Below are 17,122 nucleotides of genomic sequence, written 5' to 3' on the forward strand. Positions count from 1 at the left end.
GAGCTACCAGGTTGGCTGCACTGTGTTATCTACACCTGAGGTACAACCATGAACTTCTCTCCTTCTGGGTCTGAAACCGCTTCGGTTTACTTGCCGGCCCCCACGGCTTTCCAGACGGAAATGATTGTCGGGCAGGTGTTCCGACAGGATGTGCTGGGCGATATCCGCAAGGGTTGGAATGGCTTTGTGGAATCGGGCCAAATTTGGGCGCTTTTGATAGGGATCGTGGCGGGCTACATGCTCAAGAGCATCACCAGCTCCCACTAGGGCCTTGTCACCATTGCTCTAGCTGGATCCAGTTGGCCTGAGCCGGCGGGGTTTTGGCCGTCGGTATTTGGTTTTTGTGCTTTTTCTTCTGCAGCGGGGTCTTTCTTCCCATTCTTCCGGTTCCCAGCCGATGTCTGAGCCGACGGTAACTTCCACCCCTCGCCCCTGGAGCCAACGCTTCGAGGGATCCCTGCATCCTGCCATCGCCCGCTTCAACGCCAGCATCGGCTTCGACATCCGCCTGCTGCCCTACGATGTGGCCGGATCCCTGGCTCATGTGCAGATGTTGGCCGCTTGTGGCATCCTGACCCAGCAAGAGGCCGACCAGATCCGGTGGGGATTGGAGCAGATCCAACAGGAAGCGGCTGCCGGCACCTTCCGGCCCGATCCAGAGGCAGAGGATGTCCACTACGCCGTCGAGCGTCGTTTGGTGGCTTTGGTGGGGGAAGTGGGAAAAAAACTGCATACCGGGCGCTCCCGCAATGACCAAGTGGCCACCGATCTGCGTCTCTATCTGCGAGATCAGATCGATCACCTTCGTCAAGCCCTCTGGGAGCTGCGCGGAGTTTTGTTGGACTTGGCTGAGCGGCATCTGGAGACAATCCTGCCCGGCTACACCCATCTGCAACGGGCTCAGCCGATTAGCTTGGCCCACCACCTCTTGGCCTATGAAGAAATGTTCTGGCGAGACTGGCAACGGCTGGGGCGGGTGCGGGAAGAGGTGAATGTCTGCCCCCTCGGATCCGGGGCTTTGGCCGGCACTTCTCTGCCCATCGATCGGCAGCTCACCGCCCATCTGCTGGGATTTGAGCGGATCAGCGCCAACAGCTTGGATGCCGTCAGCGACCGGGACTACCTGGTGGAGTTCCACGCTGCCGCCAGCTTGATTTTGGTGCATCTCAGCCGCCTCTCGGAAGAGGTGATCCTCTGGGCTTCCCAGGAGTTCGGCTTTGTCACCCTCACCGATGCCTGTGCCACCGGCTCCAGCCTCATGCCCCAGAAGAAAAATCCCGATGTGCCGGAGTTGGTGCGCGGCAAGGCGGGGCGGGTGTTTGGCCATCTCCAGGCTTTGTTGGTCACCTTGAAGGGGCTGCCGCTGGCCTACAACAAAGATCTCCAAGAAGACAAAGAGGGACTATTCGACACGGTCGATACCCTGAAAGCCTGCCTAGAGGCGATGACCCTTCTGCTGCGGGAAGGGATCCAATTTCAACCTGAGCGCATGGCGGCTGCTGTGCAGGAAGATTTCTCCAACGCCACCGATGTGGCCGACTACTTGGTGCGCAAAGGGATCCCCTTTCGCACAGCCCATGATTTGGTGGGGCAGATTGTGCGCATTTGTTTGGCAGAGGGGATCCTGCTGCGGGATCTGCCCTTGGAGCGCTGGAAAACCTTCCACCCGGCCTTTGAGGCGGACATTTTGACGGCCATTGAGCCCCGCCAGGTGGTGGCCACGCGGCTCAGCGCCGGGGGAACGGGCTTTGCTGTGGTGCGAGAAGCCCTGCAACGGGCCCAGGCCCGCCACCAGCAGCCAGAGCCATCGGAAGAAACTCCACAAACTTAAAGTAAACTACCCGACCCTGACTGCTTCGCAGTACAGGGGGGGCTTTCAGTAGCCCTGCAGTTGGCAAGCCAACCACGAACCTCTAGGCTGGTTTACGACAGCCCCCAAGAGCGCAATCACATTCGCACCATTCAAATCCGCATCCCCTTCCCATCCACAGTGCCCACACTTGAACGACTTGCCACTGCGGTAGGATTGCGCAGGGTCGGGATGGATGTGCAAACACCAGTGGCAGGTCTGCGACGTGTAGGCAGGCGGCACAAGAATCAGAGAAACCCCTGCAACCCTCGCCTTGTATTCCAGAAACTGGCGTAGTTGGTAGAACGCCCAACTGTTGGTCCTACGCCGCTCAGCTTTGCTGCGTGGCTGTTGATTGACCCTTCCCCGGATCCCTGTCAGGTCTTCCAGAGCAATAGCGCTGTTTGTGGTCTTTGCCCTAGAGACAATAGCTTTGGAGATGCGATGATTGACCCACGCCTGAAAGCGTCTCTCCTTGCCAGACAGCCGTTGCAACAGTTCTCTGCATCTGCGCCGCGAACTGCGTGTGCCCTTACTGGCTTTGCGTTGGAGTACCGCCCTCAACCGGGAGTAGCGCTCTCGGACTCTGCTCAACTGCTGTCCATTCCAGTTGTCCCCTTCTGAGGTATGAGCAATATCCGTCCTTCCCAAGTCCACCCCGATCACCTTGTCGGTATCTTGTTGCTTGGGTGGCTTTTCCTCTACGCAAATCTGGATGTAGTAGGAGCCATCCTTCCGCTGGACTAGGGTGGCCGATTTGGGGTTAGAGCCAGCCAGCATTCCCCTCTGGTAGTTACCAATGGCTAGCTCAAAGCGTTCTCTCCCTTCCACCGTGGTCAGCGACACCGTCCAGTCTTTCTCGCGGAATGAAAAGATACGTGCGTCGTAGGTAACGAACCCACGCTTGAACTCTTTAACTGGACGGTTGCGCTGTCTCGCCACTTTGCGGGCGCCGGCCACCCGTCTGCAGACCTGCTGGGCCAAGTTACTGGACAAGCCGAATCGGGCTCGAATCTCGTAGTAGCAAAGGGATTGCAGTTTGACCGCGTTGACGATCTTCTCCGGCGTGTTCTGGTTGACCCAGTTCAACGCCTGCACAAAGACATCCATCGTCGCGTCCAATTTGGCGGCTTGCGACTGGGACGCCTTGAGCTTGCAGGATATGGTCAGGACTTGGCTCATAAGTTCATTGTACTTCATCAAAGCGCATTCCTCCCGACACTGACCCTACGGGTACAGTGCGGGGCTCCTGCGCTAGTAAGCTGAACTCAAGGAGAGTTTGCAATTCTTGGGTTCTTCTCGCCAGTGTGTGCCATCCTGAGGTTCTCAGCCATCCAACGCAACTTCCAGCCTGTTGGCCTCTTCCTTGGGTGATCGTTCCATGTTGGATAACCTTACCGTCCGTGTCCTAGAACATGCGGCCAAGCGTCGCTGGCGGGAACGCGCCTACAGCCGATTTTTGCAAGATTGGCGACGGCAAGTGGTGCTGCTGCGCCGTCAACGGGCCGGCGAATTTGGCCCACCCCTGGGGGATCCCTCTTGTGTTTTCAGTGCCCACTCGGCTTGGTTGCGCTGTGCCGTCCATCCCCAAGGGCCGTGCCAGGGTTGCCCCCACTATGCCCCCGTCACCCCTCCAAAGCCAGAGCCACCTCTGGGTTCACTCGATGGACGGGTCTGACCGCGCCACACTGGTGGCCGAACATTTTCAGCAGCGGCGGCCTCTGCGGAACGGCCTGCCCGTTGCGCCCCAATGGCATCCGCTGTAGCTAAGTTGAGGGATCCCCGGCCAACTTGTGCCAGAATAAAAGAACGGTAACTCCATCGGCAAAGGCGAGATTCATGGCCCTCTACCTCTCGGCAGACCACCTTCACAGCATCCGCCAGCACGGCGAACAAGCCTTTCCCCACGAGAGCTGCGGCATTTTAATTGGGGAAATCCGGGGATCCGACAAGATCATCCACGAGCTTTGGTCGGTGACCAACACCTGGGATCAAGCGGAAAACCCTCTGGCAGACGGGGAATCCAGCCGCCGCCGCTTTTTGATCGATCCGGCGGATTTCAAGCGGGCCAACGACCATGCGGTGCGCAAAGGGCTGGGGATCCTGGGCACCTATCACTCCCATCCCAACCATGCGGCCATTCCCTCCGAGTTTGATCGGCAGCATGCTTTTCCTTGGGGCTTTTCCTGTGTGATCGTCAGTGTGCGCGAGGGCAAGGCAGAAGAGGTGGTGAGCTGGGTTTTGGATGAGCAGGAGCAGCCCCAACGGGAGCCGATGCAGATGCTGGAAGACATTCGCATACCCCCGCTCCCGGCTTTGGCAAGCTAGAGTCGTTTGGGCTTTGCCGCTGTTTGAGGCTGAAGTTCACGGCTAAGTTCAGTTGGGATCCTTGAAAGCTGGGATGGGTACCACCGGAAAAAGCGGTAGTCTAGTGCTGAACCTTGTCTGTAACATAGCTGAATCCTCAAAGTCAGTAGACAGCCCCAACAAGATCGACAAACGGATAGGTCAGCCCAGATCCTCTGGATCCTCAAAAGTCTCCAGTAGATACCCAAGATCTCTCCCCGAACTCCCATGGCAACCAAAGTTCTGATCCCCTCTCCCCTGCGCCCCTACACCGACAACCTGGAAGCTGTCGAGATCGAGGGCAGCAATGTTGGCGAAGTGATGGGCAACCTCATCGCCCGCTATGGCGAGCTGAAGCGCCACCTCTACACCGAGGATGGGAAGCTGCGCAATTTTGTCAATGTCTACCTCAACGACGAGGATGTGCGCACGTTGCCCCAAGGCAACAACACCCCCGTGGGAGAACAAGCCGTCATCAGCATCGTTCCCGCTATTGCTGGAGGGTTGTGAGCATGTTGAACCTGGATACCAGCCAAGTCAGCCTCTCCCGCGAGGAGATGGAGCGGTTTTCTCGGCATTTGATCCTGCCCGAGGTGGGCCTAGAAGGACAGAAGCGGCTGAAAGCGGGCAAAGTGCTGTGCATCGGCACAGGCGGCCTTGGCTCGCCCCTGTTGCTGTACTTGGCGGCAGCCGGCGTGGGGCGGATTGGCATTGTCGATTTTGATGTGGTGGATGTGTCCAACCTGCAGCGGCAGGTGATCCACGGCACCTCCTGGGTGGGCAAGCCGAAGGTGGAATCGGCCAAGAACCGCATCCTGGAGATCAACCCCCACTGTCAAGTGGATGTTTACAACACCGCCCTGAAGGCCCACAACGCACTGGAGCTGTTTGCCAACTATGACGTGATTGTGGATGGCACCGATAACTTCCCCACCCGTTACCTGGTGAACGATGCCTGTGTGTTGACGGGCAAGCCCAATGTCTACGGCTCGATCTTCCGCTTCGAGGGACAAGCGACGGTCTTCAACTACGAAGATGGGCCCAACTACCGGGATCTCTACCCCGAGCCGCCCCCACCAGGACTGGTGCCCTCCTGCGCCGAAGGGGGAGTGTTGGGGATCCTCCCCGGCATCATCGGTGTTATTCAAGCTACCGAAACCGTGAAGATCCTGCTGGGCGTGGGCACAACCCTAAGTGGGCGGCTGCTGCTTTACGATGCCCTGAACATGAGCTTCCGGGAGCTGAAGCTGCGCAAAAACCCTGCCACTCCTCCCATCACCCAGCTTATCGACTATGAGCAGTTCTGCGGGATCCCGCCAGCCCAAGCCACAGAACAAGCTGGCCAGACAGAGATCCCCGAGATCACTGTGGCCGAGCTGAAAGCGCGGATGGATGCTCACCAAGACTTTGTGTTGGTCGATGTGCGCAACCCAAATGAGTGGGAGATAGGCCGGATCCCTGGTGCTCACCTGATCCCCCTGCCCCAAATTGAAAACGGCGACGGGGTGGAGCAGGTGCGTCGCCTCCTTAACGGCTCAGAGCTGATCGTCCACTGCAAGAGTGGGGCACGCTCGGCCAAAGCCCTGAAGATCCTACAAGCTGCTGGGATCCAAGGAAAAAACCTGCGCGGGGGGATCCTCGCCTGGGCAGAGGCTTACGATCCCTCGATTCCCAAGTACTGACTCTGCCTTGGGATCCCTACCTGTCGCCCGGTTTGCTCTAGCATAGATCCGGCAGATCCGGTGCCCAGAGCCGGCTGTGCCAGGTTTTCCCTTTTTGCGTCCCCTTTTCCATGAGTGCCATCCCGCAGGCCGAGACAGAGACGATCTTCCACTCCATCCCCGAAGCCCTCGAAGACCTCAAGTGTGGTCGCATGGTCATCGTGGTCGATGACGAAAACCGAGAAAACGAAGGGGATCTGGTCTGTGCTGCCCAGTTTGCCACTCCGCAGGCCATCAACTTCATGGCCACCTACGGGCGGGGCCTTATCTGCCTGGCCATGCAGGGATCCCGCCTCGATGAGCTGAAGATCCCCCTGATGGTGGGGCAGAACACCGACAGCAACCAAACTGCCTTCACCGTCAGCATTGATGCTGGGCCGGAAGCCGGAGTCTCCACCGGCATTTCCGCTGCCGATCGCTCTCGCACCATTCAGGCGGCCATTCACCCGCACACGCGACCGGAAGATCTGCGCCGGCCTGGGCATGTCTTTCCGCTGCGGGCACGGGAGGGCGGAGTACTCAAACGGGCTGGCCATACGGAAGCAGCGGTGGATCTGGCGATGTTGGCCGGGCTGTATCCGGCAGGGGTGATTTGCGAGATCCAAAACCCGGATGGCTCCATGGCCCGCCTGCCCCAGTTGATCGAATATGCCCGTCAGCACGATTTGAAGATCATCACCATCGCCCACCTCATCGAGTACCGCCTGCGCACCGAACAACTGGTTCACCGAGAGGCTGCTGCTATCCTGCCGACGGAGTTCGGCCAGTTTCGGGTTTACGGCTACCGCGATAGCCTCAACCAAGTCGAGCACCTGGCTCTGGTGAAAGGGGATCCGGACCAATTTGCCTCTGAGCCCGTCTTGGTGCGCGTCCATGTGGAGTGTCCCCTAGGGGATGCGCTGGGATCCCTGCGCTGCGATTGTCGCCGCCAATTGACAGCGGCCCTGAAAATGATCGACCACCAGGGCAAGGGGGTGCTGGTGTACCTGCGCCGGCAAGAGCAGGAGCTGAGTCTCATCGAGCAAATCAAGTCCTACGCCCGGCAAGATCTGGGACTTTCTGAAACCGCGCCACCGGTGGCGATGGACTTGCGCGATTACGGCATCGGCGCCCAGATCCTACGGGATGTAGGGGTGCGCAAAATGCGCCTGATCAGCAACACCTCTCGCCACATCAGCGGCTTGAAAGGATTTGGCCTGGAAGTGGCCGAGCGCGTGCCCCTGCTGGTGGAAGAGCCGGATCTCAATTTGCATGTGGAGCCGTCCTGTTCCCTGAAACTGTTGCTGCACGACACTGGCGCAACCGATTCCGGCTCAAGCCTGTAGCGCGTTGTAGGGCCGAGGGCTATGGTGGAACAAAGACTGGGGTGCAGCCGGCTCGCCATCCACCACATAAGCCTTGGATCCCCAACCCCAAAAAGACCAGAAAGGACGTTCGGGCAAAGATGGAACCGAACGCGCCGGTAGGAGGGAGTCCCTGGCTGTCGGGCTCAACAGTTGCTTCGGCAAGACGGGAATGTCGGATCCCACCTGCGACCACACTTCATAGCCCTGAGGGCGCACCACCACCAGGCTGATCAGGGATCCGTGATCCATGTCGTAGCGGCAACTGGCGATGGCCTCTTGCAGCTGAGAAAAGCCCCGGTTGAAGACGTAAAAATGGTCTTGGAAGCGGATGGCCTCCCAGAAACCTTCCCGTGTAACCGCCACATAGTCGTGATTGGCGGAGGCGTAGTCGAGGATCACCATGCGTGTAAAGACTGATCAGCGATGAATCAAAATGAGAGAGCTTTTACCGTATTTTCACTTAAGCACGATCTTGGGCAGCCTGTCATCCGCAAAATGGCTCACCTGCAACAAGGCTTAATGCGTTTCTTTACTCTGCAAATCGCTGCCGCCCGCCTCTCTATCCCCTCCGGCTCCAGGGATCCCACCCAATTCCCGTCTCAGCTCGGCCATGGCTGCTTCTCCGATGTGGGGGGTGGCGCAGACTAGGTTGGGTGTGCGGATTAGATCGGCTCGGGCTTGGCGCACCAAGACCCGCAGGGTGGGGTAGCTGGCCTCATCGCAAATCAGCGTATGGGCGCGGCGGATTAGGGATCCCACCCGTTCCGTATCCGAGATCACTGCCGTCAGCACCAGCAGGTCTCCCCGCAAACTGTGGACGATCACCTCGGCAACTTCCAGCAGGGCAGTGCTGATGCTCACCAGCCCCAGACAGGCGTAGGAAGGCAATTGGCGGATCAGGGCAATTTCGCGGGCGTAGTCAGACACCTCCACCGTCAGAACACGGGCCCCCCGGGGTTGGGCAATGGCCTCGACGGCGCTGAGAAAATAGTGCAGCGTCACCACAGTGCCGGAATGGATCTGATCCAGAACGGTGGCCAGCTCCTCCAGGGGCACCAACTGGACCCGGATGCCCAAAGTCTGCTGGATTTGCTGGGCCATCAGTTGTCCTGTACCCAAATCCCGGTTGGGCACACACACCAGCACTTGGGCACTGCAGCGCAATCGCCAATCGATCTCCGCTAGCAGCAGATCCCGCACCTGCTCCAAAGAAAACCCCTGCTGCAGCAGCTGGTCGATGCCCTGGCGCACCTGCTCCAGGACCTGTCGGGATCGATCCAGGTTTTCCCCCAGGCCGCGAGAGTAGTTAACCACCTGGCGGGCGGAGCGGCTCACGTAAATGCCAGATCCAGCGCGGGTTTCCACCAGGCCCATGGCCTCCAATTGGCGGTAAACCTTGTGGATGGTGTTGCGATGCAGGCCCGTTTGCATGGCCAATTGACGGGTGCTGGGCAGGCGGCAGCCGGGAGGAAACTGCCCACAGGCGATGGCGAAGCAGAGCAAATTAAAGAGCTGCACGGAGCCAGGGATCCCACTCCCCGGCTGGATGGAAATGCGCATCATGGCCCGTTTTTCTCCCTTTGACAACGCCGTTGCGAGCCCGTTTCTGGGCTACGTAAGAATCCCTCGACTTCAGTCGGCGGGAGTGTCAACTGCCTGCAAGATAGCGCCGACGCCGGATAGACAAGCTCCAGAGGAGATCGGGATTGAGAGCCCTATTCGGGGATGCGGTGCATCCGGCTGGGATCCCAACTTAAAGTCACCTCCGTCCCTTCCGGCAACTGCTGCAAATTCAGGCCGGGGTTGGGTTGCACAGCCAAAAGTTTCACCTCACAGCCCGACACCCATACCTGATAGCGAATGAAAGCCCCTAGATAAGCAGTGTCGCAAATCCGTCCCCGCAAGCGGCAGTGGCCATCGGGGATCCCTTCTTCAGATAAGTCAATCCGAATGTGCTCCGGGCGCAAAGCAAACAGGGCCGCTTCTCCCACGCATCGTTCCGCCAGGGATCCCTCGATCAAGTTGGTTTGGCCGATAAAACCGGCTACAAACCGGGTGGCAGGTCGCTCGTAGAGCTCTGCCGGGGATCCCACCTGTTCGATGCGCCCGCGATTGAACACGGCAATACGATCGCTCATGGTCAGGGCCTCTTCTTGGTCGTGGGTGACGTACAAAAAGGTGAGACCAAGGCGGTGTTGTAGGGCCTTGAGTTCAAACTGCATCTGTTGGCGCAACTTCAAATCCAGCGCCCCCAAAGGTTCATCCAGCAAGAGCACCTGCGGTCGGCCAACCAAAGCCCGCGCCAAGGCCACCCGTTGCCGTTGCCCCCCTGAAAGTTGGCTGGGTTTACGGGATCCCAGATCGGGCAGTTGTACCAGCTCCAGCGCCTCTTGCACTCGCTTTTGGCGCTCCTTCGGCGGTATGCCGCGGATCATCAAGCTGTAGCCAACGTTCTCCGCCACCGTCATGTGGGGGAAGAGAGCATAGTCCTGAAACACCGTGTTCACAGGCCGTCGGTAGGGCGGCAGACCCAAAACATTCTGGCCGTTCAATTCGATCTGCCCCTCATCCGGACGCTCAAAGCCCGCGATCATCCGCAAACAGGTGGTTTTGCCCGAACCCGACGGCCCCAACAACGTAAAAAACTCCCCCTGCTGCACCTCCAAATCCACCCCGTCCACCGCTTGGATCCCGGAAAAGTTGCGGCTGACCCTCCGCAAACGAATGGCAGGTGGGGATCCCTCCTCTCTCCCGGCTTGGGCTTTGGCGGAGCTGACATCAGAGGCGAGGACAGATTCGGCAACCATATCGACACAGGCAGCAAATGAACCCATTATGAGGGCTCCATTTACAGAGGTTGACAGGTCTCAGCAAGGCCGGAAAGGTTCCAGGCCAAGAGCAGAGATAGTGTGGCGCAATCGCCTGCGGTGAAAGCTCGCCGGAAACCCACCCGACCGGTCGCGAAAGCGGGCCGGAGGCCTTTCGCGGAAGCGGACCGGAGGCCTTGTTTTTGCATGGGATCCCTGTTTTTGCATGGGATCCCTTGACCACTGGGGATCTGAACCCCATCTTGTTACAGAAATTTAGAATCGTTACAATGAGTTAGAATCTTTGCTCATCTTTGCATCGCAGGTTTTATCCTATGGCACCCTCTCAGCAGTTTCCCGTGCTACTCGCCTCAGCTTTGCGTCACGACAGCGTAACTCCGCGCTGGTCTCAAGTGGCGTGGACCGTTTTGCGGGTGGTGGCAGGGCTATTCATGATTCACAACGGCCTTGACAAACTGGCAGATATCGAAGGATTTGCGACGGCTTATGTAGAAGTGATCGGGTTGCCCTTCCCGATCTTCTTCGCTTATGTGGCTGCCTATACCGAGCTGATCGCAGCTCCGATGGTGGCGTTGGGTTTGTTGACCCGAGGGGCAGCACTGGGCTTGTTCGCCACGATGGCGGTGGCCATGTTCCATCACATTAAGGTGGCCGGCTTCAGCGTTCCCTACTTGGAGCTATCCGCCATCTACGCAGCGATCTTCCTGGCCTTTGCGGTGAATGGGGGGGGCTGGTTCTCTGTGGATCAGCTCTTGGTGAATGCAATCGAGTCGTGGCTGAACCGCGCCAGCCGGGAAAAGTTGGAGAGCTTGCAGTCTTCGTTGCAGGCCACGGAACGGGTAATTGCGCTGGGCGAGGAAGAGGCCGAGGCCGCCAAGACCACCGGATCCTGAGCTTTGGTGGCCATTCCCGATAGCGGCGAGGCTGCTCCTCTCTCCCTCTGAGAGAGAGGTTAGCAGTGAGAGTCATCCTGCTAAATGCGGCTGGCGGCCCGCTCCATCAGGCGTTGGTGGGTGGAGCGCACAGGCTCTCCTGGCTTGGGTTGCCGCTGCACGTAGGTGCCATCAGGGCGCAACTCCCAGGCTTGCCGGTTGTCCGTCAGGCAGATGTCCAAGATCGCCTTGAGCTCCCGCTGCAACGCGGGATCCTCCACAGGGGTAACCACCTCAACGCGCCGATCCAGGTTGCGGGTCATGTAGTCGGCACTGCCGATGAAGTACTCTTCCTGGCCGCCATTGTAGAAGTAGAAGATGCGGGAGTGCTCCAGGAAGCGCCCGATGATGCTGATCACGCGGATGCGTTCGCTTAGGCCTGGGATCCCGGGCTTGAGGCAGCACATGCCCCGCACGATGAGATCGATCTCCACCCCGGCTTGGCTGGCCTCGTAGAGCAGCCGGATCATTTCCGGGTCGGTGAGAGAGTTGATCTTGACGATGATACGCCCCTGGCCCCCCGCTTGGGCATGGCGGATCTCTCTGCGGATCAGGGCTTCCATGCCCTGGCGCAGGGTTCTGGGGGCCACCAAGAGCTTGCGGAATTGCCGTTGCCGCGAGTAGCCCGTCAGCAGGTTAAACAACTCCGTAACGTCGTTGCAGAGGGTCTCATCGCAAGTGAACAGCCCTAGGTCGGTATAGATACGGGCGGTTTTGGGGTTGTAGTTGCCGGTACCGATGTGGACGTAGCGGCGCAGGGATCCCTCCTCTTCCCGCACCACCAAAGCCAGTTTGCAGTGGATTTTCAGCCCCGGCAGGCCGTAGGCCACGTGGACCCCGGCTTTCTCCAGCTTTTTGGCCCAGAGGATGTTGTTTTCTTCGTCGAAACGGGCTTTGAGCTCCACCAGAGCGGCCACCTGCTTGCCGTTTTCGGCGGCCTGAATGAGGGATTTCACCACCGTCGAGTCGCCGGAGGTGCGGTAGAGGGTTTGCTTAATGGTGAGCACCTGCGGATCGTTGGCGGCCTCCTCCAAAAACCGTTCCACGCTGGCGGCAAAAGAATCGTAGGGGTGATGCACCAACAGATCCCCTTCCCGGATGACGGCAAAGATATCCACCGGCTCATCGCTGACCGAGGCAGTGCGCAGGCGGGGCGGGGTGACCGGCCCCCAAGGGGGATCCTTCAAATCGGGCCGATCCAGGCTGAGAAACGCCATCACCCCCCCCATACTCAAGAGGCCATCCACTTCGTACACCGAGTCACTGTTGAGGCGCATCTCTTCGCTGAGCCGTTGTCGGATGGCTGCCGGAGTTTGGCTGGCAATCTCCATGCGCACCACTGAGCCGAAGCGGCGCTTGCGCAGCTCTTCTTGAATGGCAGCCAGCAGATCGTCGGCCTCGTCCTCTTGGATTTCCAGATCGGCATCCCGGGTGATGCGGAAGGGGTAGTACTCCAGCACCTGCATGCCGACAAACAGCGCTTCCAGATGGTGGGCAATCACCTGATCCAGCGGCACAAAGCTTACCCCATCCCGCAGCGGCACAAAGCGGGGCAAGGTGTTGGGCACCTTCACGCGAGCAAAATGCTCCTTGCCAGTCTCTGGATCCCGCACCACCACCGCCAAGCTGAGGCTGAGGTTGGAGATGTAGGGAAAGGGATGGCCTGGATCCACCGCCAAGGGGGTGAGCACTGGAAACAAACGCCTCTCAAAGTAGTCCCGCAGCTCCTGCCGTTCCGACTCGGCCAGCTCGGAAAAATCGCGGATGTGAATGCCCTGTTCCGCCAGCTTGGGCACCAGTTCCTGCCGGAAGCAAGTGTGCAATTTTCGAATCAGGGGGCGCAGGTGGCTCGAGATCTGCTGCAACTGCTGCTGCGGTGTAAGGCCATCCGGGGTTAGCACCAACACGCCCGTTTCCAACTGACGACGGATCACCGCCACCCGCACCATGAAAAATTCGTCCAGGTTGCTCTCAAAGATGGCCAGAAACTTCAGCCGCTCCAGCAGAGGTGTGCGCTCATCCAGGGCCTCGTGCAAAACCCGGGCATTGAATTCAATCCAGCTCAGCTCCCGGTTGAAATACTGCTCCGGCAGAGCATAGCCCTCTTGGATGGGTGTAGTCCGGATCCCTGGTTGTCCGGCATCAGGGGGGCAGCCCGTCGTGTCGGGGTTGCAAGGTGGCCAGGAAGGGTCGGTTTCCTTGGGGCGCGGAGTCATGGCGGCAGAGGGCTGGGTTATCTCAAACACGTCAACAACGGCTGGAGCCGACCCAATCCTATCCTGCGGGGTTCTGCTTAGGCGAAGGAGAAGTGCCCAAGACGGGCTTGGGCGGACGTTCAGGCAACAATCCTTGAGAGCGCGTCAGAAGAATCACCTGGAGCAGGATCCCGATCAACAAAATGCGCAAAGGGCCAGCCCGGGTGGCCCACTGGGGCGGCAAACGGTTGGTGAGCCACTCGCTGCCCGACCACACCCCCCAAATTACCAGCGCTCCCAGCAAGGCGCCGCGATTGTTGCCACTGCCCCCCGCGATCAGCATTACCCAAACGATGAAGGTGGCAAACTCCGGTTGAAAGGCTTCTGGGCTGATGAAATTGACAAAATGGGCGTAGAGGGCCCCCGCCAACCCCATGAGCATGGATCCCAGCACAAACGCTTGCAGGCGAAACTGGAGCACATCTTTGCCGGCAGCCAGGGTTGCCGGTTCATCCTCGCGAATGGCCCGCAGCACCCGCCCCCAGGGGGAGCGATAGGCCCGCTCCGCAGCCCAATAGACCACCGCCAAAATGACCAGCACCAAGCCCAAGTAGAGAAGGGTATCCTGACCTGGGATCCAGCCGCGAAAGGGTCGCGGAATGCGGGTAATTCCCCGTACGCCATTGGTCAGCCAGCCCTCATTTCTCAGGATTTGGCTGATGATCTCAGCAATGCCGATGGTGGCGATGGCCAAGTAGTCGGAACGCAGCTTCAGGGTAATCAAGCCGATCAAAAAGGCAATCGCCCCGGCGACGGCCACAGCTATGGCAAAACCCACCCAAAAGGGCAGATTGAAGCCGCCCAAATGCTCGGCGCTTGGGGGTGTGGTGACAATGGCGCTGGCATAGGCTCCCACGGCAAAAAAAGCCCCCACCCCGATGTTGAACATGCCGGCGTAGCCCCACTGGATATTGAGGCCCAGCACCAGCACGCCGTAGATCCCCACCAAAATCAAAAAGAAAATGCCGTAGCTCAACATCAGACATCCCCCCCACCCGGGGATCCCAGTAATCCCGTGGGTCGGAAGATCAGCAGCAGTACCAAAATGGCGAAGGCCACCCCGGTTTTATAGGCCGGGTTGATCACCAAGGTCGAGAATTCTTCCGCCAGGCCGATCACCACTCCTCCGGCAATAGCCCCGTAAGGGCGACCGATGCCGCCGAGAATGGCCGCTGCAAAAATGGGCAGCAATAGCCGCCAGCCCATGGTGGGGTGCAGCCGGGTATCCATACCCAGGAACACACCTGCTGCACAGGCCAAGGCTGCGCCAATGGCCCAAGTCCAGAGAACGATTCGCTCCGTATCAATGCCGGTAATCTTGGCCAGCTCAAAATTGTCGGCCATGGCCCGCATCGCTTTGCCCACCCGCGTGCGTTGTAAGAAGAGATGCAGGGCCACCACCAACAGGGCTGTTCCCGCCAGGATTACCGCCCAATCGGGCTTAATGCGCAGCTCCCCAAGCCGCCACGGCAACTGGATCCCGCTGCGGTACACCTGATTGTTGGGCCCCCAGATGATCTGCACCAGGCTGCGCAGAATCAGGGCGGTGCCAAAAGAAGAAATGAGCAAGATCACTGGTGCCTCCCGGCGCAGGCGGCGATAGATGAGCTGGTCGATCCCAACTGCACAAAGTACCGTGGCCAAGGCTGCCGGGAGCAGGCTGACCCCAATTGGCCAACCCAACCCAACAAATGTCAGGCCGAAGTAGGCCCCCAGGGTCATCAGATCCCCGTGGGCAAAGTTGGCAAAGCGCAAAATGCCAAAGGTCAGCGACACCCCAATTGCTCCCAGGGCGTAGATGCTGCCCAAGACGAGGCCGTAAATGAAAAGTTGCAACAGTTGGGTCACGCTTGCCCCCGAAAACCCCTTGCCCTGATAATGCCACGGGTTTGCCGAGAGCGGGATCCCGTCCGGCACAGCGGAAGGATACGGCTGATCGCGCCAGCGGGACGGAGTCCTAGGTCGTGTTGATCTTATGTTAGGATAGAGAGAATGATTTATAGAGGAAAGAGGATGAAGTTGGTTTTTTTAGATGAAAACAAATGGCAGAAGATATTGGCTTTTTTACAGACAGAAGAGAGAGTTAACATTGGGAAAGAAGCAAACTGCAAACAGTTTATTGAAGCAGTTCTTTGGATAGCCCGTTCCGGTGCTCCTTGGCGCTACCTCCCAGAAGGATATGGCAAATGGTACACCATCTATCAAAGATTCCACCGGTGGAGTCGTTTTGGAGTGTGGGAACGGATGTTCAAGTATTTTATTGACGACCCTGATTTAGAGCATCTCATTATTGATTCAACCATGGTTCGAGCGCACTCCTGTGCTGCCGGAAAAAAGGGGAGCAAGCTTTGGGGAGAAGCCGAGGGGGATACAGCACCAAGATTCATGTGAGTGTAGATGGGTTGGGAAATCCGCTGGAATTGAGAATAACTGGCGGAGAAAAGAGCGATATTACTCAAGGGGAAGAATTGATAGAGGGCTGGCAGAGAAAGGATACCAAAGTAATTGGGGATAAAGGATATGATGCGGATAAGTTGATTGAGAAGATAGGGGAAGCTCAAGCGGTTATTCCGCCTAAAAGGAATAGAAAGACGCAGCGGCATTATGACAAGCATCTGTATAAAGAGAGGCATTTAATCGAATGCTTTTTTCATAAGTTAAAGCAGTACCGGCATCTATTTTCTCGTTTTGACAAATTGGCCAGGAACTTCTTGAGTTTTCTCTATCTCGTCAGTGCTCTCTTTTGGCTCAAATGAAAGATCAACACAACCTAAGAAAGCTAGGGTAGGGGAGAGCGCCCACAAGGAAGAAGATCCATGCAGTCCAGGTCTTTGTCTGTCCTCCGTTTCCTGGCCGTTTTGGCCCTGCTGAGCGCGGGCTGTGGCGGGCCGGAGTGGGATCCCGATGCGCCTTCCGAGCCCATCTCCACCCCCCAGTTGATCTACGAAGACATCACCCTCACCCAAGCCAGGCCCGACGGCGGCATTCTTTGGCGCTTACAGGCTCGCCTGGCCGAATATGAGTCCCCCCCAGAAAATGGTGCCGCTCCTGTGCAGTTGGGATCCGCCCATTTGCAGGCCGTTGAGGGAGAATTTTTCGACGAAGACAACCGCGCCATCCGCACCCGCGCCGAGCAAGGCTCTGCGTACCCCGGCGAACGACGGCTGGAATTGAGGGGTCAAGTCGAGGTGGAATCGGAGCGAGACAACCTGCGTCTGGAGGCCCAGCGGGTGGAATGGCTGCCGGAACAGCGCCTCCTCCAAGCTGAGGGCCAGGTGAAAGTGGAGCTGTTGGAGGGCCAGGGATCCCTGCAGGGGGAGCGGCTGCTCGTCGACTTTGGCCAAGCCCAGATGCAGCTGGAGAACTGGGATCCCACTCAGCCGGTGCGGGCAGAGTACCGGGATCCGGATCTGGAGCTGGCTGCCAGCCGTTTTCTGTGGCAATTTGGCGTCGGGGAAGTGCAGGCAGTAGGGTCTGTAGAGGTTTACGCTCCCTTACAAGCTTTGCGCCTCAGGGGCGAGCAGTTGCGGGCTCCCCTGCCTCTAACCGAGTTGCGCATATTGGGCAACGGGCAAGCCAAAGCCGAGCAAACCGGTCAAGAGCTGCAGGCCCAGGAGATCCGCTGGCGCATCGGCTCCACCCAGCTGCAGGCCCAGGGCAACGTGCGCTACCGCCAGCCCGGCCAGGCTTTGACTGTCAGAGGCAACCAAGGGATCCTGGATTGGCAGGCCAACACTGCTCGGATCCAAGGCAACAGCCAAACCCAGCTCACTTTGCCCTAAGGGGGGCTGGGGGGAAGCAGAAAGCTGGCCGAGAGCATGGCAGGATAGGGATACCTTTAAGGA

The 17,122-nt window shown here is 58.7% G+C and carries 16 protein-coding genes and 1 pseudogene; 10 read left to right on the forward strand and 7 right to left on the reverse strand.

What is annotated here, in order from left to right:
- Positions 1-48: 48 nt before the first annotated feature.
- Together CYB_RS09860 and argH are read left to right on the forward strand one after the other, a co-directional pair.
- Entirely contained in the window at positions 49-267 is a 219-nt protein-coding gene (locus CYB_RS09860) for a hypothetical protein (RefSeq protein ID WP_011433653.1), read from the forward strand.
- Between the two features lie 130 nt (positions 268-397).
- Positions 398-1,831 carry an argininosuccinate lyase gene (gene argH, locus CYB_RS09865; RefSeq protein WP_011433654.1) on the forward strand — a complete coding sequence of 478 codons (1,434 nt, stop codon included), beginning with the start codon at positions 398-400 and terminating at the stop codon, positions 1,829-1,831.
- Between the two features lie 45 nt (positions 1,832-1,876).
- Here argH and CYB_RS09870 read toward each other — a convergent pair whose 3' ends face one another.
- Complete coding sequence (locus tag CYB_RS09870) at positions 1,877-3,031, reverse strand: RNA-guided endonuclease InsQ/TnpB family protein (protein WP_011433655.1); 1,155 nt, start codon at positions 3,029-3,031, stop codon at positions 1,877-1,879.
- 199 nt (positions 3,032-3,230) lie between these two features.
- Between CYB_RS09870 and CYB_RS09875 the strand changes: the two genes are divergently transcribed.
- From CYB_RS09875 to ribB, 5 genes and pseudogenes are all read left to right on the forward strand, one after another.
- Entirely contained in the window at positions 3,231-3,527 is a 297-nt protein-coding gene (locus CYB_RS09875) for a DUF6464 family protein (RefSeq protein ID WP_011433656.1), read from the forward strand.
- Between the two features lie 161 nt (positions 3,528-3,688).
- The gene (locus CYB_RS09880) at positions 3,689-4,177 is read left to right on the forward strand and encodes a M67 family metallopeptidase (RefSeq protein WP_011433657.1); all 489 of its coding nucleotides are present in this window, start codon (positions 3,689-3,691) and stop codon (positions 4,175-4,177) included.
- A gap of 246 nt (positions 4,178-4,423) precedes the next feature.
- A complete protein-coding gene (locus CYB_RS09885; protein WP_011433658.1) occupies positions 4,424-4,705 on the forward strand; it encodes a MoaD/ThiS family protein in 282 nt (93 codons plus the stop codon).
- A gap of 2 nt (positions 4,706-4,707) precedes the next feature.
- Complete coding sequence (moeB, locus tag CYB_RS09890; RefSeq protein WP_011433659.1) at positions 4,708-5,877, forward strand: molybdopterin-synthase adenylyltransferase MoeB; 1,170 nt, start codon at positions 4,708-4,710, stop codon at positions 5,875-5,877.
- A 143-nt stretch (positions 5,878-6,020) separates the two neighbouring features.
- Positions 6,021-7,169: pseudogene (gene ribB / locus CYB_RS09895) on the forward strand (3,4-dihydroxy-2-butanone-4-phosphate synthase); the annotation flags it as partial.
- 60 nt (positions 7,170-7,229) lie between these two features.
- On the opposite strand, the gene CYB_RS09900 reads toward ribB, so the two are convergent.
- The 3 genes from CYB_RS09900 to CYB_RS09910 all read right to left on the reverse strand — a co-directional run bounded on the left by CYB_RS09900 (position 7,230) and on the right by CYB_RS09910 (position 10,096).
- Positions 7,230-7,664 carry a hypothetical protein gene (locus CYB_RS09900; RefSeq protein ID WP_011433661.1) on the reverse strand — a complete coding sequence of 145 codons (435 nt, stop codon included), beginning with the start codon at positions 7,662-7,664 and terminating at the stop codon, positions 7,230-7,232.
- Between the two features lie 114 nt (positions 7,665-7,778).
- On the reverse strand, positions 7,779-8,825 hold the full coding sequence (locus CYB_RS09905) for a GntR family transcriptional regulator (protein WP_238376754.1): 1,047 nt from the start codon (positions 8,823-8,825) through the stop codon (positions 7,779-7,781).
- Positions 8,826-8,977: 152 nt separating this feature from the next.
- Positions 8,978-10,096 (reverse strand): ABC transporter ATP-binding protein, encoded by a 1,119-nt coding sequence (locus tag CYB_RS09910; protein WP_011433663.1) that lies wholly within the window; start codon positions 10,094-10,096, stop codon positions 8,978-8,980.
- A 332-nt stretch (positions 10,097-10,428) separates the two neighbouring features.
- On the opposite strand from CYB_RS09910, the gene CYB_RS09915 reads away from it, so the two are divergent.
- On the forward strand, positions 10,429-10,983 hold the full coding sequence (locus tag CYB_RS09915; protein WP_041437454.1) for a DoxX family protein: 555 nt from the start codon (positions 10,429-10,431) through the stop codon (positions 10,981-10,983).
- Positions 10,984-11,063: 80 nt separating this feature from the next.
- Here the strand turns inward: CYB_RS09915 and CYB_RS09920 are convergent, their stop codons facing one another.
- Genes CYB_RS09920 through CYB_RS09930 form a run of 3 tightly spaced genes read right to left on the reverse strand, consistent with a single transcriptional unit; the run spans position 11,064 to position 15,125 of the window.
- Positions 11,064-13,238, reverse strand: coding sequence for an RNA degradosome polyphosphate kinase (locus CYB_RS09920; RefSeq protein WP_011433666.1), 2,175 nt, complete (start codon positions 13,236-13,238; stop codon positions 11,064-11,066).
- A 58-nt stretch (positions 13,239-13,296) separates the two neighbouring features.
- Complete coding sequence (locus tag CYB_RS09925; protein WP_011433667.1) at positions 13,297-14,256, reverse strand: branched-chain amino acid ABC transporter permease; 960 nt, start codon at positions 14,254-14,256, stop codon at positions 13,297-13,299.
- Positions 14,256-15,125, reverse strand: a complete 870-nt coding sequence (locus tag CYB_RS09930) for a branched-chain amino acid ABC transporter permease (RefSeq protein WP_011433668.1) — start codon at positions 15,123-15,125, stop codon at positions 14,256-14,258. Before CYB_RS09930 ends, CYB_RS09925 begins: the two co-directional genes overlap by 1 nt.
- Positions 15,126-15,290: 165 nt before the next feature.
- Here CYB_RS09930 and CYB_RS14545 point away from each other — a divergent pair.
- A protein-coding gene (locus tag CYB_RS14545; RefSeq protein WP_076611515.1) for an IS5-like element ISSoc13 family transposase occupies positions 15,291-16,033 on the forward strand; the annotation gives its coding sequence in 2 pieces (ribosomal slippage) (positions 15,291-15,609 and positions 15,609-16,033; 744 coding nt in all).
- Positions 16,034-16,093: 60 nt separating this feature from the next.
- Entirely contained in the window at positions 16,094-17,059 is a 966-nt protein-coding gene (gene lptC, locus CYB_RS09945) for an LPS export ABC transporter periplasmic protein LptC (protein WP_011433669.1), read from the forward strand.
- Positions 17,060-17,122 lie beyond the last annotated feature (63 nt).

Source organism: Synechococcus sp. JA-2-3B'a(2-13), from assembly GCF_000013225.1.
Lineage (GTDB): Bacteria > Cyanobacteriota > Cyanobacteriia > Thermostichales > Thermostichaceae > Thermostichus.